Annotated in this window: 19 protein-coding genes and 2 pseudogenes; 8 read left to right on the forward strand and 13 right to left on the reverse strand. The window is 39.1% G+C overall.

Annotated elements, in window-relative coordinates; all coding sequences use genetic code 11:
- Window positions 1-114 precede the first annotated feature (114 nt).
- The 5 genes from D2C72_06895 (at window position 115) to D2C72_06915 (ending at window position 5,237) form a co-directional block, all read left to right on the forward strand.
- Entirely contained in the window at window positions 115-969 is an 855-nt protein-coding gene (locus tag D2C72_06895; protein ID QEF44201.1) for an NAD(+)/NADH kinase, read from the forward strand.
- Between the two features lie 13 nt (window positions 970-982).
- Complete coding sequence (locus tag D2C72_06900; protein ID QEF43965.1) at window positions 983-2,551, forward strand: DNA repair protein RecN; 1,569 nt, start codon at window positions 983-985, stop codon at window positions 2,549-2,551.
- Between the two features lie 2 nt (window positions 2,552-2,553).
- Window positions 2,554-3,861: a fibronectin-binding domain-containing protein gene (locus D2C72_06905; GenBank protein QEF43966.1), complete on the forward strand. Its 1,308-nt coding sequence runs from the start codon at window positions 2,554-2,556 to the stop codon at window positions 3,859-3,861.
- Between the two features lie 18 nt (window positions 3,862-3,879).
- Window positions 3,880-4,176 carry a hypothetical protein gene (locus D2C72_06910; protein QEF43967.1) on the forward strand — a complete coding sequence of 99 codons (297 nt, stop codon included), beginning with the start codon at window positions 3,880-3,882 and terminating at the stop codon, window positions 4,174-4,176.
- Window positions 4,177-4,721: 545 nt separating this feature from the next.
- Window positions 4,722-5,237 carry a prohead core protein gene (locus tag D2C72_06915; GenBank protein QEF44202.1) on the forward strand — a complete coding sequence of 172 codons (516 nt, stop codon included), beginning with the start codon at window positions 4,722-4,724 and terminating at the stop codon, window positions 5,235-5,237.
- 25 nt (window positions 5,238-5,262) lie between these two features.
- Here the strand turns inward: D2C72_06915 and D2C72_06920 are convergent, their stop codons facing one another.
- The gene (locus D2C72_06920; GenBank protein ID QEF43968.1) at window positions 5,263-6,126 is read right to left on the reverse strand and encodes a 3'-5' exonuclease; all 864 of its coding nucleotides are present in this window, start codon (window positions 6,124-6,126) and stop codon (window positions 5,263-5,265) included.
- Window positions 6,104-6,757: a ribulose-phosphate 3-epimerase gene (gene rpe / locus D2C72_06925; GenBank protein QEF43969.1), complete on the reverse strand. Its 654-nt coding sequence runs from the start codon at window positions 6,755-6,757 to the stop codon at window positions 6,104-6,106. The genes D2C72_06920 and rpe overlap by 23 nt, the downstream gene beginning before the upstream one ends.
- Before the next feature lie 70 nt (window positions 6,758-6,827).
- Here rpe and D2C72_06930 point away from each other — a divergent pair, with 70 nt between their 5' ends.
- Complete coding sequence (locus tag D2C72_06930; GenBank protein QEF43970.1) at window positions 6,828-7,700, forward strand: class 1 fructose-bisphosphatase; 873 nt, start codon at window positions 6,828-6,830, stop codon at window positions 7,698-7,700.
- Window positions 7,697-7,903 (forward strand): hypothetical protein, encoded by a 207-nt coding sequence (locus tag D2C72_06935; protein QEF43971.1) that lies wholly within the window; start codon window positions 7,697-7,699, stop codon window positions 7,901-7,903. The genes D2C72_06930 and D2C72_06935 overlap by 4 nt, the downstream gene beginning before the upstream one ends.
- A gap of 25 nt (window positions 7,904-7,928) precedes the next feature.
- Here the strand turns inward: D2C72_06935 and D2C72_06940 are convergent.
- Window positions 7,929-8,000: pseudogene (locus D2C72_06940) on the reverse strand (restriction endonuclease subunit S).
- Window positions 8,001-8,804: 804 nt separating this feature from the next.
- On the opposite strand from D2C72_06940, the gene D2C72_06945 reads away from it, so the two are divergent.
- Window positions 8,805-9,530, forward strand: coding sequence for a type II restriction endonuclease (locus D2C72_06945; protein ID QEF43972.1), 726 nt, complete (start codon window positions 8,805-8,807; stop codon window positions 9,528-9,530).
- A gap of 112 nt (window positions 9,531-9,642) precedes the next feature.
- On the opposite strand, the gene D2C72_06950 is transcribed toward D2C72_06945, so the two are convergent.
- The 10 genes and pseudogenes from D2C72_06950 to leuS form a co-directional block, all read right to left on the reverse strand.
- On the reverse strand, window positions 9,643-10,500 hold the full coding sequence (locus D2C72_06950; protein QEF43973.1) for a cytochrome c1: 858 nt from the start codon (window positions 10,498-10,500) through the stop codon (window positions 9,643-9,645).
- Window positions 10,497-11,735: a cytochrome bc complex cytochrome b subunit gene (locus D2C72_06955; GenBank protein QEF43974.1), complete on the reverse strand. Its 1,239-nt coding sequence runs from the start codon at window positions 11,733-11,735 to the stop codon at window positions 10,497-10,499. Before D2C72_06955 ends, D2C72_06950 begins: the two co-directional genes overlap by 4 nt.
- Window positions 11,736-11,745: 10 nt before the next feature.
- The gene (petA, locus tag D2C72_06960; GenBank protein QEF43975.1) at window positions 11,746-12,249 is read right to left on the reverse strand and encodes a ubiquinol-cytochrome c reductase iron-sulfur subunit; all 504 of its coding nucleotides are present in this window, start codon (window positions 12,247-12,249) and stop codon (window positions 11,746-11,748) included.
- Window positions 12,250-12,373: 124 nt separating this feature from the next.
- Window positions 12,374-15,372, reverse strand: a pseudogene (mfd, locus tag D2C72_06965) (transcription-repair coupling factor).
- Between the two features lie 3 nt (window positions 15,373-15,375).
- Window positions 15,376-15,786 (reverse strand): polymer-forming cytoskeletal family protein, encoded by a 411-nt coding sequence (locus tag D2C72_06970; protein ID QEF43976.1) that lies wholly within the window; start codon window positions 15,784-15,786, stop codon window positions 15,376-15,378.
- On the reverse strand, window positions 15,705-16,643 hold the full coding sequence (locus D2C72_06975) for a M23 family peptidase (GenBank protein QEF43977.1): 939 nt from the start codon (window positions 16,641-16,643) through the stop codon (window positions 15,705-15,707). The genes D2C72_06970 and D2C72_06975 overlap by 82 nt, the downstream gene beginning before the upstream one ends.
- An 8-nt stretch (window positions 16,644-16,651) precedes the next feature.
- Window positions 16,652-17,578 carry a M23 family peptidase gene (locus D2C72_06980; GenBank protein QEF43978.1) on the reverse strand — a complete coding sequence of 309 codons (927 nt, stop codon included), beginning with the start codon at window positions 17,576-17,578 and terminating at the stop codon, window positions 16,652-16,654.
- Window positions 17,578-18,765 (reverse strand): bifunctional folylpolyglutamate synthase/dihydrofolate synthase, encoded by a 1,188-nt coding sequence (locus D2C72_06985; GenBank protein ID QEF43979.1) that lies wholly within the window; start codon window positions 18,763-18,765, stop codon window positions 17,578-17,580. Before D2C72_06985 ends, D2C72_06980 begins: the two co-directional genes overlap by 1 nt.
- Window positions 18,737-19,249: a hypothetical protein gene (locus D2C72_06990; GenBank protein ID QEF43980.1), complete on the reverse strand. Its 513-nt coding sequence runs from the start codon at window positions 19,247-19,249 to the stop codon at window positions 18,737-18,739. Before D2C72_06990 ends, D2C72_06985 begins: the two co-directional genes overlap by 29 nt.
- Window positions 19,246-21,666 carry a leucine--tRNA ligase gene (gene leuS / locus D2C72_06995; protein ID QEF43981.1) on the reverse strand — a complete coding sequence of 807 codons (2,421 nt, stop codon included), beginning with the start codon at window positions 21,664-21,666 and terminating at the stop codon, window positions 19,246-19,248. Before leuS ends, D2C72_06990 begins: the two co-directional genes overlap by 4 nt.
- Window positions 21,667-21,671: the final 5 nt, after the last annotated feature.

The raw sequence follows: 21,671 nt of genomic DNA on the forward strand, positions 1-21,671 counted from the left end.
AATGAAACATTAATAAAAATAAAAACTCCTTATGAATTTCACATAAGATGATAAAAAGCGGCTAAAACCCTTTTTTTTAAAATTTTGTTTCAAGCTTTAAGCTACAATATACGCATGAAAGATTCACATCAAGCTATCGGCGTGTTTGTGCGGCCCACCCATTATCAAAACCCTCTTTTTGAAAAGCTAGAGCGAGCTAAAGAATGGGTTTTAAAGCTTTTAGAAGATGAAGGGTTTGAAAGCTTTATGATTGATGGCCTTGATGGAGCAGAAGATGAACGATTGATAGAAAAAGCCTATGCGTTTTTGTGTTTAGGGGGCGATGGCACGATTTTAGGGGCGTTAAGAATGACGCATTCTTACAATAAGCCATGTTTTGGGGTGAGAATTGGGAATTTAGGGTTTTTGAGCGCGGTTGAATTGAACGGTCTGAAAGATTTCTTACAAGATCTCAAGCAAAACAGGATCAAATTAGAAGAGCATCTGGCTTTAGAGGGCCGTATTGGAAAAATCTCTTTTTATGCGATCAATGAAATCGTGATCGCCAAAAAAAAAGCTTTAGGGGTTTTAGACATCAAAGCTTATGCGGGCCATACGCCCTTTAACACCTATAAAGGCGATGGGCTTATCATTGCCACGCCCTTAGGCTCAACCGCTTATAATTTGAGCGCTCATGGGCCTATTGTGCATGCCTTAAGCCAGAGCTATATTTTAACGCCCTTGTGCGATTTTTCTTTAACGCAACGCCCTTTAGTGTTAGGAGCAGAATTTTGCTTGAATTTTTGCACTCATGAGGACGCTCTTGTGGTCATTGATGGGCAAGTCACCTATGATTTGAAAGCCAACAAACCCCTATACATTCAAAAAAGCCCCACGACCACCAAGCTCTTGCAAAAAAATTCAAGGGATTATTTTAAAGTGCTTAAAGAAAAGCTATTATGGGGGGAAAGCCCTAGCAAAAAAAGATAAAAGGGTAAAAAACATGCGAGATTTCAATAACGCTCAAATCACACGCTTAAAAGTGCGTCAAAACGCTGTTTTTGAAAAGCTGGATCTAGAGTTTAAAGACGGCTTGAGCGCGATTAGTGGGGCTAGTGGGGTGGGAAAAAGCGTTCTTATTGCGAGCCTTTTAGGGGCGTTTGGGCTTAAAGAGAGCAACGCTTCAAGCATTGAAGTGGAATTGATTGCGCCTTTTTTAGACACGGAAGAATACGGCATTTTTAGAGAAGATGAGCATGAACCCTTAGTCATCAGCGTGATTAAAAAAGAAAAAACGCGCTATTTTTTAAACCAAACGAGCCTGTCTAAAAACACGCTCAAAGCGTTATTAAAAGGTCTGATCAAACGCTTATCTAACGACAGATTCAGCCAGAATGAACTCAATGATATTTTAATGCTCTCCTTATTAGATGGCTATATTAAAAACGAAAACAAGGCGTTTAGCCCCCTTTTAGACGCGCTTGAAGAAAAATTCACCCGATTAGAGAAGCTAGAAAAAGAAAGGCGGTTATTAGAGGATAAAAAGCGTTTCCAAAAGGATTTAGAAGAACGATTGAATTTTGAAAAAATGAAATTGGAGAGATTGGATTTAAAAGAAGATGAATACGAACGCCTTTTAGAGCAAAAAAAATTGCTCTCTAGTAAGGAAAAATTGAACGATAAGATCGCTTTAGCGTTAGAGGTGCTAGAAAATACCCACAAAATCACGCATGCTTTAGAGAGTGTGGGCCATAGCACTGAATTTTTAAAAAGCGCTTTATTAGAGGCGAGCGCTCTGTTAGAAAAAGAGCAGGCTAAATTAGAAGAGTGCGAGCGTTTGGATATTGAAAAGGTGTTAGAAAGGCTTGGCATGCTAAGTGGGATCATTAAGGATTACGGGAGCATTGCACATGCTAAAGAACGCTTAGGGCATGTTAAAAACGAATTGCATAACCTAAAAGAAATTGACCATCATTGCGAAACTTACCACAAAGAAATAGAGCGGTTAAAAGCCGAATGCTTGAAATTGTGCGAAGAAATAAGCGGCTTTAGAAAAGAGTATTTAGCCGGTTTTAACGCTCTTTTAAGCACTAAAGCGAAAGATTTGCTCCTAAAAAGCCCTAGTTTGATCTTAGAAGAAGCCCCCATGAGCGAAAAAGGCGCTCAAAAACTCGTTTTGAATTTACAAAATTCCCAATTAGAGACTTTAAGTTCTGGAGAATACAGCCGTTTGAGGCTGGCGTTCATGCTTTTAGAAATGGAGTTTTTAAAGGATTTTAAAGGCGTGTTGGTGTTAGATGAAATGGATTCCAATTTGAGCGGTGAAGAGAGTTTGGCGGTCTCTAAAGCCCTTGAAACCTTAAGCAGCCATTCGCAAATCTTTGCCATTTCACACCAAGTCCATATCCCAGCCGTTGCTAAAAACCATATTTTGGTGTTTAAAGAAAACCACAAAAGCCTTGCAAAAACCCTTAATAACGAAGAAAGGGTTTTAGAAATCGCGCGCATGATAGGGGGGAGCGAGAATATAGAGAGCGCGATTTCTTTCGCTAAGGAAAAATTAAAGGTGTGATGATGAAATTTTTTCTTTTAAAGAAATTCAGCGAATTTTTAAACACTCAAACGCATTTTAACCTCAAACGCTTGAACGCGTCTGGCTTTTTATTAGAGACTTTTTCTAAAGAAAAACACGCCTTTGTTGTGGATTTGAATGCGCCTTATATTGGTTTGTCCAAAAAACCCCCAGAGAGCGTTTTAAAAAACACTTTAGCGTTAGATTTTTGTTTGAATAAATTCACTAAAAACGCCAAAATTTTACAAGCAAACGTCATTGATAACGATCGGATTTTAGAAATCAAGGGCGCTAAAGATTTGGCTTATAAGAGTGAAAATTTTATTTTGCGTTTAGAAATGATCCCTAAAAAAGCCAACCTCATGATTTTAGATCAAGAAAAATGCGTGATAGAAGCCTTTCGTTTTAATGACAGGGTCGCTAAAAACGATATTTTAGGGGCATTGCCTCCTAATATTTACGAGCATCAAGAAGAGGATTTGGATTTTAAGGGATTGTTAGACATTTTAGAAAAAGATTTTTTATCCTATCAGCATAAAGAATTAGAACACAAGAAAAATCAAATCATCAAGCGATTAAATACCCAAAAAGAACGCTTGAAAGAAAAATTAGAAAAACTAGAAGATCCTAAAAACTTACAATTGGAAGCGAAAGAATTGCAAACTCAAGCCTCGTTATTGCTCACTTACCAGCATTTAATCCATAGGAATGAAAGCTGCGTGGTTTTAAAGGATTTTGAAGATAAGGAATGCGCGATTGAAATTGATAAGAGCATGCCCTTAAACGCCTTTATCAATAAAAAATTCACTCTCAGCAAGAAAAAGAAACAAAAATCGCAATTTTTGCATTTAGAAGAAGAGAATTTAAAAGAAAAAATCGCTTTTAAAGAAAATCAAATCAACTATGTTAAAGGAGCGCAAGAAGAAAGCGTTTTAGAGATGTTTATGCCCTCTAAAAATTCTAAAATCAAACGCCCGATGAGCGGGTATGAAGTGCTGTATTATAAGGATTTTAAAATCGGTTTAGGGAAAAACCAAAAAGAGAATATCAAGCTTTTACAAGACGCAAGAGCGAATGATTTGTGGATGCATGTAAGAAATATTCCTGGATCGCATTTGATCGTTTTTTGCCAAAAGAACGCGCCCAAAGATGAGGTCATTATGGAATTAGCCAAAATGTTGATTAAAATGCAAAAAGATGTGTTTAATAGTTACGAAATTGACTACACGCAACGAAAATTTATCAAAATCATCAAAGGAGCTAATGTCATTTACTCAAAATACCGAACTATTAGTCTAAAGGACACTTAAACACTTAAGGAGGTTAGCATGGGTGTTTCAGCTTTAGGCAATGTAACTTATATCAACCAAAACGCTCCTTTAAATTCTGCTATCCAACAGGGTGCAAGAAGTGATATGTTGGATTTAGCACAAAGCTTTCAAAGCAAGCTTGAATTAGCCCAAGAAACAAGGGCGTTAGAAAACATGCAAGCCATTAGCGATAAAGATCCTAAAGAAGGTTCCAAAAACCGCTATCCAAACAGCCAAAGGGCTAAGGCGTTTGGCTTGGAAGAAGAAGAAATTGAATTGTGGCATGAAGAGCATTTGTTGGATATTGTGGGGTAGGGTTAAACTAAAGGGTTAAGATAACTTAAATGGATTTTTTTAATTTGGTTTAAGTAGAACTTGATGTAGGTTTTACTTAATTATTATATTTATACTTTTTTTCTGCTATTAAAATAATTTAAACAATAAAAATATTTTTTATGTTGACTTACTATTATATTTATGATATTGTAGAACCTATATTAATGGAAGCTATAACTAACTTTAAAAGCATATAGCAAAGACTCTCTAAAGTTGACTATAAAACGCTCTTTAGGGATAAAAAAAACCGAAACTCCATTAACAATTCCAAATTAAACATACTAGACTTAAAGGATAGCAAAATGAAACAAGCGTTACAAGAAAAAAACATAAGCCCATGTTTAGTAGATGATTATCGTTACCTAAACAAAGGCATACCGAACTTTTTTGATTATAATATCAAAGACAAAAATGAAGCAAAGGAAAGACAAGATGAAAAAGAAAATCTAAAAGCCGAAATTGAAAAAGACAAGCAAGACAGCGATGAGTTAAAACATAGCGAAATTGATACAAAGGACACACAAATGAGCCAACCATTAGAAACATTGGATAAAGATAAACAAGCCATGAGTGAAGCGATCAAAAAAGATATTGAAAAAGACAAAGAAAACCTCGCACGAGTGGAGGCAGACAAAAAAGTCAAAGCCGATGAGAGTGAAAGCCGTTATGAAAAAGACGATGACAAAAAAGCCGATAAGCTTGACAAAGAAATCGCTAAAGATAAAGCCAGCCCTAACAAAGACGAGCTTTATGAAGATGACGATAGAGCTAAACGAGACAAAGAACGAGACGATGCCTTGCGTGATAAAGAAAAAGCTAAAGATGATGCATGCATGGTAAGGGCAGACGATGATACCATAGAAGACGATGAGGAGTATGGTGATGATGATACTATGAGCATGAAAAATAAAAACAATGATGAAGTCAATGTTATACAAGAATACAAAAAGATATACGATGAGTGCGAAGTAACAGACAAAATCAAAATATTAGGCAATATCCAAAAGTATCAAATGGATATGCTTAAATTTCGCCCCTAACCAAGCCCCATTAAACAGCTTTCGTTTAACTGGTCGCTTTTATGATATTGAACGAGCCCTTTGTCCTCTCAAAAAGAGAAAACGGCGGCGGAGTCTCTTGGTGTCTGGCTCTTGGGGGTCTTTTGATCAAAGTGTTAGCGCATTTGGAAAAATCAATCAAATCCATTGTGGTTTTGATGTAGCTGGGCAAGTTTAACAGGCATATTTCAAAGAGCTTATAGCTCGCTAAAGCGTCCGCATAGGCTCTGTGGCTGACTTCTATACCAAACCCTAAAAGCTCTTTTAAAAAGCTCAAAGAATAACGCATGGACAAAATAGCGCGTTTGGATAAATCCAAAGTGCAAAGCTTTAAATTCAATAAAGGGCAATGCAATTTCTCCACAAAATAACGCCCCAAAAAGTTGTAATCAAAATTAGCGTTGTGGGCCACAAACACGCTATTGCCTAAAAAAAGCCGCAATTCTTGCAAAGCTTCATGCACGCTTGGGGCGTTTAGGGTGTCTTCATAAGTGATGCCTGTAAGCTCAGCGATATAATCAGGAACGCTTTTGACTTTCACAAGGGTTTCAAAACGATTGATAATTTCCCCCCCCTTCACTTGCACGGCCCCGATTTCTAAAATCTCATGTTTTATGGGGCAAGAGCCGGTGGTCTCTAAATCAATAAAGGAAAGAACCTCATCTTTAAGGGGGGTTTTAAGGTTTTTGAGCGTGATTAAATTTTCGCTCGTTTCTATGAAATTAAGCCCGCACGCTTTTAAATATTCCAAATTGATTTCATCATAAATAAGGCGAGAGAGCGATTTTTCTAGCATGCCCAAGCTTAAATCCTGGCGCTTTAAGCGAGCGATTAGGGCTTGAATATCTTTATGCAAGAGGTTTATTGGCATTCTGTAAGCCTTCAATAGCCAGCTTACGATCTTTGGATTTAAAAATATAACTCCCTGAAACCACCACATCCACGCCCGCTTGCTGGAGTTCAAAGATATTTTTATCATTCACGCCCCCATCCACTTCTAAAAGGCAGCTAGGGTTGTAGCGTTTGATCAATTCCTTGACTTTCAGGCACTTTTCTAGCACCAGATCTAAAAACTTCTGCCCACCAAAGCCCGGATTCACGCTCATTAAAAGCACTAGCCCCACGCTTTCTAGCAAGTATTTAATACTTTCTTCATGCGTGTGGGGGTTTAGGACAATGCCTGGCGTGATACCTAGATTTTTAATGAGTTGCAACACCCTGTGGGGGTGCTTTTCATTTTCTGCATGAATGCTGATGATTTGCGGGTTTAAAGGAGCGAACAATCCCACAAAAAAGCTCGCATTTTCTACCATTAAATGCACGTCTAAAGGCACTTTGCTTATTTGGGTAACATTCTCTAAAACCACAGGCCCCATCGTTAAATTAGGCACATAATGCCCATCCATCACATCCACATGCAAAAAATCAGCGTTACTCACGCTCTCTATCTCTTTGGCTAAATGCATAAAATCAGCGCTCAAAAGGCTCGGAGCTACTTTCAAAATACTTCCCTATTTCCAATGTTTTCAAGTAAAATATTAGCATCTTTAATCAAATCATAAAAGGGTTTTTATGGATTACAAACATTTTAAAGGCAAGCATGCAAACATCGTTATAGAAATCATCAGTCTTTTAGAAAAAGGGGTTAAAAAAGCCCAAGAAATTTTAGAAAAGCCGGACGCTGGGAGTTACACTAAGTTAGAAAACAGCAGCGGGGATACGCCTATTAAAGCGGATTTAGCCCTAGACAAATTTTTAGAAGAAAATTTTTTGAGTTTAGAAAACATCAAAAGCGTTTTTAGCGAAGAAAAAGAAACGCCTGTTACTAAAGAAAACGGCTCTTATTTGATCGCTTATGACCCCTTAGACGGGAGTTCAGTCATGGAGGCGAATTTCTTAGTAGGCACGATTATAGGGGTTTATGAAAAGGATTATAAGGCGCAAAATTTAGTTGCAAGCCTTTATGTGGTTTTTGGGCATAAAATAGAATTAGTGGTGGCTTTAGACAAGGTTTATCGTTACGCTTTTTATCAAAACAAGTTCCATTTTATAGAAACCATCGTTTTAGAAAATAAGGGTAAAATCGTCGCTAGCGGAGGCAATCAAAAGGATTTTTCTTTGGGCTTAAAAAAGGCTTTAGAAGAGTTTTTTGCAGAAAATTACCGCTTACGATATTCAGGGTCTATGGTGGCTGATGTCCATCATGTGTTGGTTAAAAAAGGCGGAATGTTTTCCTACCCGCAAAAGAAATTGCGAAAGCTTTTTGAAGTCTTTCCTTTGGCCTTGATCATTGAAAAAGCTAAAGGGGAAGCGTTTTATTTTGATAAAGGGGTTAAAAAGCGTTTGCTAGAGCAAAGCGTAGAAAATTACCATGAAAAAAGCGAATGCTATTTAGCTAGCCAGCATGAAGCTCAGATTTTAGAAAAATATTTAAAGGGAGAATGATGCAAAATAGCGCTAAAAAATTAGAATATGAAGAGCGTTTTAATGACGCTCTTTTGAAATTGCAAGCATGCCAAGAAGAAAAGCAAGTAACGAGTTGCTTGAAATGCGAGAAGGTTTTAAAATGCGAGATTCGCAACAGCTATGTGGATGCGGCTTATGAGAGCATGAGTTTAGGCGAAGCGGGCGGGTTTGATTTCAACTAAAATGGGATTAAAATGGTTAGTAATACTACCTTGCAAAAGAATTTAGACGCTTTTTACACCCACCCCAAAATCGCGCGATTTTGTTTGGATTTATTAAAAGATCTCATCCATCAAAATTTGGGGCTGGACTTAAACGCGTTCCATTTTTTAGAGCCAAGTGCAGGGAGTGGGAGCTTTGTTGATGCGTTAAAAGGATTAGGGATTGCCGATTGGGACGCCCTTGATATTGCCCCTAAAGCTCAAGGCATTCAAAAAAAAGATTATTTGTTGGAATTGATTGAGTTTAACAAAAAGCGTATTATTATTGGCAACCCTCCTTTTGGGCATAGAGGGAAATTAGCCTTAAATTTTTTAAACAAATCTTTAAACGAAGCGCCTATTACAGCGTTTATTTTGCCCAATTTATTCAAACGCTATTCTGTTCAAAAACACATTGATAAGCGTGCAAAATTGGTTTTAAACGCTGATTTAGAGAAAAACGCTTTTATTTTTAATGAACGACCCTATGATGTGAAATGCGTTTTTCAAATCTATATGCATAAAAATATCGCCCTAAATCTTAAAGACGAACGCATCATTGCACCCCCTAAAATCCGCCATAGTGACTTTATTACTTACATTCATAACAACACACCACACACCCTAAAATATTTCAACAAAGAAAAATACCAATGGGATTTTGCGGTGGTAAGGCAAGGCTTTTATGATTACAACGAAAAGATCACCAATGCAAATTTACTGATTAAAAACCGACAATATTTTTTTATTAAAGCCCACTCCAAAGAAGCTTTAAGGGTTATCCATAAAATTGATTTTAACAAACTCGCTCATAAAAACACGCAAGTTTTAGGGTTTTCTACTTATGATTTTGTGGAAGAATATTGCAAATTAAAGGAAATGCATGCTTGAAAAAGTGTTTCAAGAAATTACCAATAAAAGAAAGTTTTTTGCAAGTTCTAGCACAGGGGAGCGGTTTGAAAACAAATTTAGGAATGAGTTAAAAAAACACTTTAGCGGAATCAACGGCGATTTAATAGAAGGATTAAGCCATATTGAAGAAAAGCCTAACAAGGAAATCAAAACCACTTTTAACCAACTCAAAAAGCAAGTTTTAGAGAAAAATCACCCAGAAACCCTTAAAAACCCTTTTTCAAAGCTTACAAGCCATTTTTTGTACCAACCTTTTGGCTCACAAAATTACCCTGATTTTTTGGTTTTTATTTTTGATGATGTGGTGGGGATTGAAATCAAGTTTTCTAAAAACGATAAGGGTGAAAAAAATCTTCAAACATCTCGCCCCATGTGGAATTCAAACCTGCCTAAACCCAATGCGATTTATGTGTATGGAGTCGCTAATGCAAACATCACTTTTTTTAAAGGCTCAGATATTTTGAGTTATGAAACCAGAGAGGTCTTGCTCAAGTATTTTGATACTTTAGATAAAGATGAAGAAAGTTTGAAAAACGCCTTAAAGGATTTAGAAAACCCTTTTGCCCCCTACATCAGAAAAGCTTATGAGCATAAAAAGGAATTTTCTAACCACCACCAGATTGAAAGCTTCTTTTCGCGAAACCACATTTTAAGAGAGCAGAATGTCTTGAAATTTTTGAAAACGCTTGCTCATTAGCATATTTGCACCCATTTATTTCTTGTAAAATACAAGTTTATTTTTAGTGTAAAGAAATTGATGATCAGTCTCATAGAAAAAGCCCCTTACATGCTCTCCCCCCTTTTTTAATTCAATGCACTTCGCTCCAAACTTTTCTTTTCCACGCGTAAGCCAAGAACGACAGCACCGCAAAGAAAATCATGATTTTGATCCCTAAGGTATTCCTTTCATGCTTTTTCCTATCGCCCGCTTTTTCCAAATAAGAAATGACTTGTTTTTGAGCTTTTTCATTCAATCCCACTCTAGGCATAGCCGTGCCAGGCAAAAGCTTTTGCGGATCGTTGATGAAAACGTTCAAGCCATGTTCGCCCTTAGCCCTAATCATCATGGACAAATCAGGCGCATGAGAGCCTAAATAATTGGCCAAATCTTTAGGATCGCTAAAGGCCTTGTCTTTAGCGTAATCCAGGCTATGGCACCTTTGACAACTTTGCGCAAACACTTCCTTATCGCTCAAATTTTTAGGCAAAATAGAAGTGAGATACGCCACAATATCGCTCAAATCTTGATCGCTAAATTGAGAAAACGCCGGCATAGGATAGGGCCTTTCATCGTTGAATTTGTGGCTCAATTTCGCCGTTTTCACCGGATCTTTGATGAAGTGGGCTAAGAAATTCGCGTTCAAAACCCCCGCCACATGGCTTAAATCCGGTGGCACAACCCCAAAAGAGTTGCTCGCGCTAAGGCTGTCCATAGGGGCTGGAATGTTTTGGGATTTAATGCCATGGCAAGCGGTGCAATTTTCGGCTACAAGCTGTTTGCCCTTATTAGCGTCGCCATTTTTTAAATCAATCGGCTCTAAATCCTTGAAAGTAAAATCCGCCGGAGCGACTTTAGGGTGCATCACCGAATGCGCATAAGGCTCAACCCCATAATAAATCACGCCTATCACCACAATAAGGATGATTAGAATTTTAAATTCTTTCATCTAACACCCCCTTGTTTCTTGCTCTCAGCGATAGTGATAATGGGCAACACCACAAAGAAAAGGGCTAGGAAAGTGATTGAACCAAATAAGCCGATGTATTTACCGATCCCAAGCGGAGGCAATTTACCATAGATCGTTAAAACAATCATGTCAATGATTAAAAGCCAAAACCACACCATAAACGCTGGCCGTTTGTGCGCGGGAGCGACGACTGGGCTTCTGTCCAAAAAGGGCAGTAAGAAGAAAATCACTTGCGCCACGCCAAAGGCCATTAGCCCTAAATCAGCGCTAAAGAAAAAGCCTCTTAAGACTTCATAGCTCCATAAGAAATACCATTCAGGGTAAATGTGAGGCGGCGTTTTAAGGCTGTTAGCCCTTTCAAAGTTAATGGGATCCATCGCAAAATCATAGTGGTAACACACCAAGTAAAAGAAAAAGACCATGAACGCGCAAACCACAAAAATATCTTTAGACAAGAACACCGGCCAAAAAGGAATGACTTTGGATTCTTTTTTCTTGCCTTCAATGAATTTTTTCTCTTCTAATTCAAAGTCAATTTCTTCGCCTTCTTGGTTATTGACGTGCGGGATGCGCAAAGAGTAAAAATGCACCCCAACAAGTAGAATGATCGCAATGGGCAGCAAAAACACATGGAGCATGAAAAAGCGCGTTAAAGTGGAATCCGCCACGACATAATTGCCCCTAATCCACTCCACCACATCAGCCCCAATGAAAGGAATGCCTCCAAACAGATTAGTGATAACCGCTGCGGCCCAATAGCTCATCTGCCCCCAAGGCAACATATACCCGCTAAAGGCTTCCGCGCTAAAGACCACAAACAAAATCATCCCGCTAATCCAAATCATCTCACGGCCCTTTTTGTAAGAGCCATAATAGATGCCGACAAACATGTGGATATAAATGATGACAAAAATCATGCTCGCTGCCGTGGCATGCATGTGGCGCCAAAGCCAGCCATAAGCCACTTCTTGCATGATCGTGAAATTCACGCTATCAAACGCCATTTTCGCATCAGGCTTGTAATACATGAGCAAGAAAATCCCTGAGACTACAAGCACGCCAAAAAGGGTTAATAAAATCACCCCCATCGCCCATAAGAAATTGATGTTTTTAGGGATCCAATATTCTGTCATTAGCACTTTAACAAGCTTGTTAGTGCCAAGACGCATGTCCAGCCATTCGCCTAAATTCTTCGCTTTTTTTATCTCTGCCATGGAACTCTCCTTACGCTTTAGCCATCATTTTCTTGTATTCAGCCCCGGCTTCACCAAAAGTGATTTTAGTGCCTTCAATTTTAAAAGGCGGAATATCAAAAGGGCGTGGAGGGGGTGTGCCGGCAATATTCACGCCATCAGCCGTGAAACGACCCCCATGGCATGGGCATAAAAAGCCTTTTTCTTCATCTTGATAAGTGGGGATACACCCTAAATGCGTGCAAATTTGAATGGCTGTGGTAAAAACGCTCTCGCCAATTTTAAAATCGCGCTTTTCATTAAAGCCCTCTTTTTTAGAACGCTTGAGGATATAGACCGGTTTCCCACGCCATTCCACGGTGGAAAACTGCCCTTCTTGCATATTCGCCACATCTATGGTCGTAAAACCGGCTGAAACAACGCTTGGGAGCGGATCCCAAGTCTTTTTCATCGCTACCAGACTCGCTATCGCCCCTATAGCTGTAACGCTAGCAAGGCTCATTCCTAAAAAATCACGCCTTTGAATATCTGCCATGATTAAAAAACTCCTTAATGATAATTACCTTTTAACGACTAAAGGCATAGCAAATCCCTATTTTACACAAACTCTCTTAATAATCTTTTTAAAATAACAAAATTGAGGCTAAAATCAAACGCTTTTAACGCCGTTTTAAAGAAATTTGAGCGCGCAAATGTTTCAAAAGGGTTTCTAAAATATCGTTATCGTCTTTGCTTGGGGCTTTCAGGCTTTCTTTATGTTCATCGCTATAAGTAAGGGTGATGTTTTGATTGAAATTAGAAAGTTTAAGGATGCCAAGCTGGTTGGCTAAGATTTTAAGCGTAATGATTTGCAAAAATTGAGCGCTCAAATCGTCTATTTTGCCAAACCTGTCTTCTATTTCTTCATGGATTTGCCCCACCTCATCTGTATTTTCACACAAACTCAAACGGCGGTATAAATCCAGTCTCAAACTATCGCTTGCAATGAGTTCAGGGTTTAAAAAAGCGCTCACGCCAAGTTGGATTTCTACGCTTTTTTCAAGCCTTTTCTTCCCCCCACTCAATTCATAAATCGCGTCTTCAAGCATGCGCGTATAGAGTGCATAACCGATATTTTTAATATGCCCGCTCTGATCTTGCCCAAGCAAATTCCCGCCCCCCCTGATTTCTAAATCATGATAGGCGATACTCTCCCCACTGCCCAAATACGAATTTTTTTCTAGAGCGAGCAAGCGTTTTAAAGCCTGTTCATTCAAACTTTTTTGATCTTCTATGAGGAAATAACAAAAGCCTTCTTTTTTGCCTCTCCCCACACGCCCTCTTAATTGGTGCAAATCAGCCAGGCCGAAATTTTGTGCGTTATCAATAATGATTGTGTTAGCGTTAGGCAAATGAATCCCTGATTCCACAATAGAAGTGCATAATAAAACCTGATAGTTCCCCTTAGCAAACTCTAGCATGATTTCTTCGCTCTTATTAGCGTTAATCTGGGAATGCAAAATAGCGATTTTGAGTTTAGGGATTAAATTTTCTAGCTTGGTTTTGACTTTTGAAATGCTAGCGATGTGGTTATGGATGTAAAAAATTTGCCCGTTACGGCGTAATTCTCTATGAATAATCTCTTTTAAGAGTTCGTCATTCTTTTCTTTCAAAAAAGTGCGGCTGGGCTTTCTGTCTGTGGGCGGGGTTTTTAAAGAGCTAATGCCCTTAATTTGAGAGAGCGCCATGTTTAAAGTGCGTGGGATAGGCGTAGCGGACATGCTTAAAAAATGCACGCTTTTACTCAATTCTTTTAAAGCTTCTTTTTGTTTCACGCCAAATTTATGCTCTTCATCCACCACCACCAAGCCCAAGTTTTTAAATTTCGCGCCTAAAATCGCATGCGTGCCTACAAGAACATCAACTAGCCCTAATTCCACCGCCTTTAAAAGCTTGTTTTTTTCGCTCGCATACCGATCCAAACGAGCCACTTTAACGCCAAAATTTTCAAAACGCACCCTTAAAGTCTCAAAATGCTGGTGCGCTAATAAAGTAGTAGGCACAACTAGTGCGCTTTGAAAGCCGTTCAAAAACGCGCAAAAAATCGCATGCATCGCCACTTCTGTTTTCCCAAAACCCACATCCCCACTCAAAAGTCTATCCATCACCCTGTGAGAGCTTAAATCCTTTGAAATTTCAGCGATAGCCTTTTCTTGATCGCTGGTGTATTCAAACCCCGCATGCGATTTAAAGACTTCCAACTCCGCTAAATGCGTGTCCATCTTTTTACCCAAAATTAAATTGCGTTCAGCCGCTAGTTCAATGATCTTGCCTGCAATCTCTAAAAGCTTAGTCCTGACTTTAGCTTTCAGTTTGAGAAAACTCCCTTTCCCTAACCGGTCTTTAATTGGCACGCTATCGCTTTGCGCCACATAACGAGCGATTAGATGCAAATTTTCTACCGGCAATAGCAGTTTGTCTTCGCCCAAATAAGCGATTTCTAAAAAATCCCTCTTGCTCCCTAAAACGCTGTGCTGGACTAATTGAGAAAACACGCCCACCCCATAATCATCATGCACCACCCATTCGCCCGGATTCAATTCGTTCAAAGCGAGCTTGGATTTTTGGCGTTTTTTCTTCCTTTCAAAGGAATTGAGCGAGATAAAAATCCCATCAGGGGTTTTAAAGTTTAACACAAAGGGGGCGATGACGCATTCAATATTGCTTTTTTCAAGCGCGCTTATCGCGTTGTCTAAAATCGTTTTATTAGGGGCTAGGAGCGTGATTTTATGGTGCGAATGCAAAGCGATAAAGCCTTCTAGGGCATGCGCATGGATTTCCAAATCTTCATAGCCTTGCGCGTTTTCTAAAACCTTTAAAAATTTGAAACGCTCATAATTTAATTCGTTTAAGCTCGCTAATTCTTGAATTTCTTCTAAAGCTCTAGGGCTTATAACGCTTTTATAGGCATGCAACAAATCGTTTGCTTTTTCCCCTAAAAACCACAAACCAAAACTGGTCAAATCTTTAGAAAAGCTATTTAAGGGGCTTTGTTCCACTTTTGTTTTTAGATCCTTATAAGATGATTCGTCCAAACTAAAAAGCGTGGGAGGGATTTCAATTTCTAACAAATCTTCTTTAAGGCTCATTTGAGTGGTGGGATCCAATTCCTTAATGCTCTCACACTCCGTGTCAAAAAAACTCAAGCGATACGCTTTAGAATTGGGCGCATAAATATCCACAATATCCCCCTAAAGCTCGCTTCGCCTTCCACTTCCACTAAGTCTAAAATTTCATAACCATAATAAAAGAGCTTGTCTTTCAAATCCTTAAGGTTATATTTTTCTAAAAGAGTGATTTTAAAGCTCTCTAAAAGTTCTTTTTTGGGTAAAGGGTGTAATAAAGCGCTAATAGGGGCAATGATGATAGTTTCTTGCTTGTTTTCTAAGGCCTGATAAAACTCCCTTAAACCCCCTAAAAGCTGTAAAAATTCTTCAAAAAACGAACGCAAATCGTCGTTTTTTTTAGCCCTAAACTCCGGGAAAAGAACGGCTTTGGTATTTGGCTTAAAATAGTTTATGACTTCTTTAGCGAGCTTGGATTCTTTAAAATCCTTACAAGCGAGTATTTGATAATCAAAGCCTTCATTTAAGGCTTTATAAAGGCTAGATTGGATCATTCCCTATTTATTTTCAATTTTCTTTTCTTGCTCATTGATCAACAACGCGCCCCCTTGAAGGTTTTTAGGGCGAGTCTCCCCAATCAAAATCCCTTTCCTTTCCACCACAAGCTCTTGGCTAGAGATCTTACCATCAAGGCGTCCTAAAGGCATGATTTCTACCACTTCCGCTTCCACCGTGCCAGTAAATTTGCCATTGACTACTAATTTATTAGCGAAAATCTCACCCACTACCGAGCCGGTTTGCCCGATCACCACCGTGCTTTTAGAATGCACCACCCCTTCTAATTCGCCATCTATGTGCAAATGGTAATCTAAATGAAGCTCTCCCTTTATTTTTGTGCCTTGAGCGATGATAGTCGCTGGTCCTGTTTTTGCATTAGCCGATTTATTATTGTTATCAAAGATTGCCATCTGATGCTCCTTTCTTTATTGAAAACTTCTTCAAAATCTTTCATGTTCCATTTGGTGAAACTCATGGGGTTTATGGGCTGATTTAAAAACCGCACTTCATAATGCAAATGCGGCCCTGTGCTCATCCCTGTATTACCACTATACCCAATCAACTGCCCTTTTTTGACAAATTCGCCCGTTTTTACGACGATTTTATTCAAATGGGCGTAGTAGGTTTTAAAACCAAAAGGGTGGAAAACTTTAATCAAATTCCCATACCCCCCATTCCACCCCTTGCTCGCTAACCCTACTACCCCGCTCGCACTTGCATACACAGGGGTGTTAATAGCGGTGCTTAAATCAAGCCCGGTATGGTTGTGCAGCACATGCAAAATAGGGTGGATTCTTTTATTAAAGGCGGCTGAAACGCGCCGATAGGATTCTAGCGGGTAGTCATTAGGGATAAGGCGCATGATAAAGCTTTTTTGAAGCCCGGTAATCCCAGCGACATCCAAGCGGCTGGAAAAATTACCCTCTTCTTTTTCTTCTTCAGGCCTATTCACTCCCACCACTTCTTCTAAATCGTTGATGCGCTCCCCTGAGAGTTGCAAATCGTCTAAAAATTCATCCATTTGCAAGGAAAGCTTTTCATTCGTCTCTTTTTTTTTCTCAAATTCCTTAGTGATTAAAGCATGCTGCTTGTCAATGTTTTTAATCTCTTGATTTAAAACCAGTAGCGAAATGCCTAAAAACAATAAAGATCCCATAACGCTCAAAAGCACATATAGGCCAATTTGACGGAATAAGATATGAACATTAATGTAACGGCTCCCTTTAGAGTCCGTAACCATCACAATCAAACGTCTGTCTAAAAACACCAAAATCCTTACTGGCTTATTAGCACGTCTTTATCCACATGCTCTTGGAGCTGGACAATGTCTTCTAAAACCCAAAACAAATTCTTCCATTCAATAAATTTATTTTCTTCTAAAGCGCTTTGGAAATGATCCAAATCCCATGCCAGAAATTTTTGCGCGTCTAAAATTTTACCCAAAAAGCGCACTTCATAATGCAATTTTTCGCCGCCGCTATTACCGCTCTTCCCGCTATAACCAACCAACTGCCCTTTTTGGATAAAGCTTTTGGGCTGCACATTGACATGATCTAAATGCGTGTAAATGGAGCTAAAACCAAACGCATGCTCAATGCGTACCAAGTTCCCATACCCCACATTAGAACGAGTCTTCACAAAATCCACAATCCCATCAGCGCTCGCATAAACAGGCGTGTTTAATGGCACGATAAAATCAATCCCAGATTCAACGCCCTTAATCTTTTTAATGGGGTGGTTCCTTTCTTTAGTGGGTTTGATAGCGCTATAAGTTTTCAAGGGCATGCCATTAGGAATGAGCATGAGCGCTAAATGTTTTTGATTTAAGCTCAAATTTTCTAAATCCACTTCATCATAGAGATGCCCTCCCCCATTAGCCCCCTTTTTGATTTCAATCAAGGATTCCAACCCACGAATCTTTTGCCCCACAATAAAAAGCTCTTCTCGCTTGTTTTTAATCTCTTTTGTCAAAGTGTAATTTTTTTGATACAAATCCCTAAAATCCCTTAAAACCGCATTCCTCTCGCTTGTCATCGTATCCATTTTAGCGATTAAAAATTTTAAAAACCCCACGCCAAGCCCCACGATCAATAAAAAAATGACAACAGAAATGATGAGGTTGCGTTTTAAATTTTTAGAAAATTTGAGCTGTTTAGAGCCTGATTCATCAATGATGGTGATCACAAGCTGGTTTTGTGGCATCAATCCCTCTTCTTTGGATAGCGTTCATAAAAAGCGTTGGCTACCAGAAATGAGCCATACACCAAATAATTTTCATTTTCTTTCACATCTTCAAACAAAGCGTGTTCTAACCCTAAAGTTTCTAAAATCCCTTTAAGTTTTTCTAATTGGATAATTCTTTCATTATGCAATTCTAAAATCAAAACCTTTTTAACCACAGGCTTTAAAATTTCTAGCACCAAAAAAGCGTCTTTATCTTGATAGCAATTATAAATCAAAACGATTGGAGCGTTAAAGATGCGTTTGATTTCTTCTTTTAAGGCTTTAGCACTATGGGGGTTATGCCCCACATCTATTAAAATATTAGGGCTTAAAAGCTCGCAACGGCCGATTAAATCCAGGGGCTTTAGGTTTTTTAAAACTTCTTCTTTATTGCATGGCAATAGCGTTTCAAACGCCTTTAGAGCCACTTCTAAATTCATCGCTAAAAAATGGGCTAAATGGTGGCGTTCAATATAATCCCTGACTCCTTTTGAAATTTCATTTTGAACCACAATCAATTGCGCATGTTTTTCTTTGGCGATCTTTTGAGCGATATTTAAAACCAGTTCTTGTTGGGGAGCGATGATGCTAAGAGAGCCCATCGCTTTTAATTTAGTGGTCGCAATGCTTTCTAAACTATCCCCTAAAAATTCCTTATGATCATAATCAATGGGGGTGAAAACGCTTAGGGTTTTTTCTAAAGCGTTCGTGCTGTCAAACTCCCCCCCAAGCCCCGCTTCTAAAACCAAATAATCGCAATCTTTAGCGAGCATGACGGCTAGTAAGGTAGCGTATTCAAAATACGAGCAAGCGTTACTGAAAGCGTGCGATTGCAATTGCTGGTGGGCGTTTTCTAAAACGCTTTCTTTAACAACAGAGCCATTCAAAAAAAAGCGCTCCCTAAATTCAAAAACATGAGGGGAGGTGAAATGCAACACCTTAAAATTTTGATCGGCCAATAAAAGGGTTAAAAACCGCCCCGTGCTGCCCTTGCCATTCGTCCCTACCACATGAATGACTTTCGCTTGAATCTCAAAAAAAGCGTTTTTAAAATCCTTGTAAATTTGAACGAAGCGGCTAGGATCAAACTTATGGTATTCCTTAGGCTTTGTTTCTAAAAACGCCTTCAACCCATGACTATTTTTCATTATTGAATTTCCCTTCATAAGCGATTTGAGCCACAAATTTAGTCAAAGTTTGCTCCACAGCCTGATTGATAGCGTAATAGCGGTTCTGGTAGGTGTTAAGGGGGTCTTGCAAATTCACGGCGTAATTATAATACCCGCTATTTTGAAAAGTCTTTCTAACGCCTCTTTTATTATCATAGGTGTAATTCACAGACACGGTTGCGCGATAGAAAGTCGTAAAGCCTTCTTTATTTTGCGTGATACTCGTATCGGTTACATTCGTGATTTCTATAATAATGATAGAATCCGCATCTTTTTCACTCGCTAGGCGGTTTTGGAAGCGTTGCACGACTAAACGATTCATCAAGTCCTTAAATTCTACAGAGTTTTCAGGGTTAGGCAAATTCACGATGAGTTTCACGTATATGCTATCGCCTAAAGCGTTTTGAGCGTAAGCCGCAATGGGCTTATACCCACAACCCTTGAACCAAAACAACACAATAAAAAAAAGTAAAGCCCTCATGCGATAACAAAATTAACAAGCTTATTAGGCACATAAATTTCTTTTTTAACGCTCGCGTTTTCTAAATATTTCTCTAATTCTTTTTTAGCCAAAATAATAATTTCTTCCTTACTGGCGTTAATATTGACTTTCAATTCCGCGCGCCTTTTGCCATTAATGGTAAGCCCTAAAGTCATAAAGTCTTCTATCAAAGCGCTTTCATCTACTTCTATAGGCTTGAAATTCTCTCTTTTAAAAAGCCTCTCGCTCAACTCCCATGCGGTGTGCGGGATAATAGGCTCTAAAATTTGCAACAACACAAAATAACCTTCGCATAAAATCCGCTCATCACTTTGCGCGTTCAAAGCGTTTAAGGCCTCCATGCAACTTGCGATCAAAGTGTTAAACGCATAAGCGCTTTCAGCCTTATTGAAAATTTCATGCGATTTTTTTAACGCTTCATAGACTTTTTTACGAGCTAGTTTTTGCGCTTCATTCAGGCCCACTCCTTTAAATTCAGGCTTAGAAGTAGTGGGGCTAATGGCGTTCGCTTTATCGTATAAGCGCTTGATAAACCGGTGCGCCCCTTCTAAAGCGCTGTCATTCCATTCCAATTCTTTAGCCGGTGGGGCAGCAAAAAGGATAAAGAGCCTTGCCGCATCGGCCCCGTATTTTTTGAGTATTTCTTTAGGGCTAACGACATTGCCTTTAGACTTGCTCATCTTAGCGCCATCTTTTAAAACCATGCCTTGAGTGATAAGCTGTTTGAAAGGCTCATTTAAATTAAGATAGCCCAAATCCCTTAAAGCCTTAGTGAAAAAGCGCGCGTATAACAAGTGCAAAATCGCATGTTCAATACCGCCAATATAAGTGTCCACTGGCATGAAATACTTCAAGTAATTTTGATCAAACGCTTGATTTTCACGCTGATTTTTGGGCGTGGTATAACGCAAGAAATACCAGCTGGATTGGATGAAAGTGTCCATGGTGTCTGTTTCTCTTAAAGAGTTTTTATGGCATTTAGGGCATTGGGCGAATTTCCAACTCGCATGCTTTTCTAACGGATTGCCCTCCCCATCAATCACAATGTCTTCAGGCAAAGTTACCGGCAGTTGGGTTTCAGGCACAATCCCGCAATGTTTGCAATGAATCATGGGAATGGGCGCTCCCCAATACCTTTGACGGCTCACTCCCCAATCTTGCAAGCGGTAGTTGATGACCCTTTTACCGAGGTTTTCTTTTTCAAAATAAGCGATGATTTTTTCTCTGGCCACTGAGCTAGAAAGATCGCTCCACTCCCCGCTATTTTTTAAAACCTCTTCTTTGGTGTGGGGCAAACTTTGAGAACTTTGAGTGATCACTTTAATAGGGATATGATAAAGATTAGCGAATTCAAAATCCCTTTCATCGCAGGCTGGCACGCCCATTAACGCCCCAGAGCCATAATTGGCTAGGGCGAAATTAGCCACCCAAACAGGGATTTTTTGCTTCGTTAAAGGGTGGATAGCATAAATTCCTAAAAACACCCCTTTTTTCTCCAAAGCCCTTTCTCTTTGAGTCGTGTTTAAAATCGCTTTAATAACCTTTGAATCTTCTTGGCTCACTTGCTTAATGGCATGCTCTACTAAAGGGTGTTCTGGGGCGATCGCAATGTAAGTTACGCCATAAATGGTATCCGCTCTTGTGGTAAAAACTTCAATTTCTTGAATGCCGTTGCAAGCTTTCAAACACTCATCAGCGATCTTAAAACCAAATTGCAACCCACTAGATTTCCCTATCCAGTTTTTTTGCATGGTTAGGACTTGAGAAGGCCAATGATTTTCTAAAGTTTCTAAGTCTTTTAACAATTCTTCAGCGTAGTTTGTGATCTTCAAATAATATTGGTAGAGTTCTTTTTGAATGACTTCTGTGTCGCAACGCCAACACCGCCCATCAATGACTTGCTCATTAGCTAAAACGGTTTTGTCGTTAGGGCACCAATTGAGCATGGCTTTCTTACGGTAGATCAGCCCTTTTTCCCACAAGTCAATGAAAAATTGCTGTTCAAATTTCGTGTAATCCGGATCTGAAGTGGCGAATTCCCTGTTTTTAGAAAAAGAAAACCCTAAGGCTTCAAACTCTTTTTGCATGGCTTCAATGTTTTCATAAGTCCAAGTTTTAGGGTGGATACCATGCTTAATGGCCGCATTTTCCGCAGGCATCCCAAAAGAATCAAACCCCATAGGGTGTAACACGTTGTAATGGTGCAAACGATAATAACGCGCCAACGCATCGCCAATGGTGTAATTGCGCACATGCCCCATGTGGATTTCCCCACTAGGATAGGGCAACATGCTTAGAATGTATTTTTTAGGGAGGTTAAAATCGTCTTTAGGCTCAAAACTCTTATTTTTCCACCAAAATTCTTGCCATTTTTTTTCTATATTGATAAAATCCATCATTG

The organism is Helicobacter pylori, assembly GCA_008032955.1.
GTDB classification, from domain to species: Bacteria; Campylobacterota; Campylobacteria; order Campylobacterales; family Helicobacteraceae; genus Helicobacter; species Helicobacter pylori_DC.

Excerpts from the sequence above, each read along its gene's own strand:
- D2C72_06915 (QEF44202.1), top strand. The coding sequence starts at position 4,722 with ATGAGCCAACCATTAGAAACATTGGATAAAGATAAACAAGCCATGAGT.
- D2C72_06950 (QEF43973.1), bottom strand. The coding sequence starts at position 10,500 with ATGAAAGAATTTAAAATTCTAATCATCCTTATTGTGGTGATAGGCGTG.
- petA (QEF43975.1), bottom strand. The coding sequence starts at position 12,249 with ATGGCAGATATTCAAAGGCGTGATTTTTTAGGAATGAGCCTTGCTAGC.
- D2C72_06895 (QEF44201.1), top strand. The coding sequence starts at position 115 with ATGAAAGATTCACATCAAGCTATCGGCGTGTTTGTGCGGCCCACCCAT.
- D2C72_06945 (QEF43972.1), top strand. The coding sequence starts at position 8,805 with ATGCTTGAAAAAGTGTTTCAAGAAATTACCAATAAAAGAAAGTTTTTT.
- D2C72_06985 (QEF43979.1), bottom strand. The coding sequence starts at position 18,765 with ATGAAGGGAAATTCAATAATGAAAAATAGTCATGGGTTGAAGGCGTTT.
- D2C72_06955 (QEF43974.1), bottom strand. The coding sequence starts at position 11,735 with ATGGCAGAGATAAAAAAAGCGAAGAATTTAGGCGAATGGCTGGACATG.
- D2C72_06970 (QEF43976.1), bottom strand. The coding sequence starts at position 15,786 with ATGGCAATCTTTGATAACAATAATAAATCGGCTAATGCAAAAACAGGA.
- D2C72_06990 (QEF43980.1), bottom strand. The coding sequence starts at position 19,249 with ATGAGGGCTTTACTTTTTTTTATTGTGTTGTTTTGGTTCAAGGGTTGT.
- D2C72_06920 (QEF43968.1), bottom strand. The coding sequence starts at position 6,126 with ATGCCAATAAACCTCTTGCATAAAGATATTCAAGCCCTAATCGCTCGC.
- D2C72_06905 (QEF43966.1), top strand. The coding sequence starts at position 2,554 with ATGAAATTTTTTCTTTTAAAGAAATTCAGCGAATTTTTAAACACTCAA.
- D2C72_06930 (QEF43970.1), top strand. The coding sequence starts at position 6,828 with ATGGATTACAAACATTTTAAAGGCAAGCATGCAAACATCGTTATAGAA.
- D2C72_06900 (QEF43965.1), top strand. The coding sequence starts at position 983 with ATGCGAGATTTCAATAACGCTCAAATCACACGCTTAAAAGTGCGTCAA.
- D2C72_06910 (QEF43967.1), top strand. The coding sequence starts at position 3,880 with ATGGGTGTTTCAGCTTTAGGCAATGTAACTTATATCAACCAAAACGCT.
- D2C72_06935 (QEF43971.1), top strand. The coding sequence starts at position 7,697 with ATGATGCAAAATAGCGCTAAAAAATTAGAATATGAAGAGCGTTTTAAT.
- D2C72_06980 (QEF43978.1), bottom strand. The coding sequence starts at position 17,578 with ATGCCACAAAACCAGCTTGTGATCACCATCATTGATGAATCAGGCTCT.
- leuS (QEF43981.1), bottom strand. The coding sequence starts at position 21,666 with ATGGATTTTATCAATATAGAAAAAAAATGGCAAGAATTTTGGTGGAAA.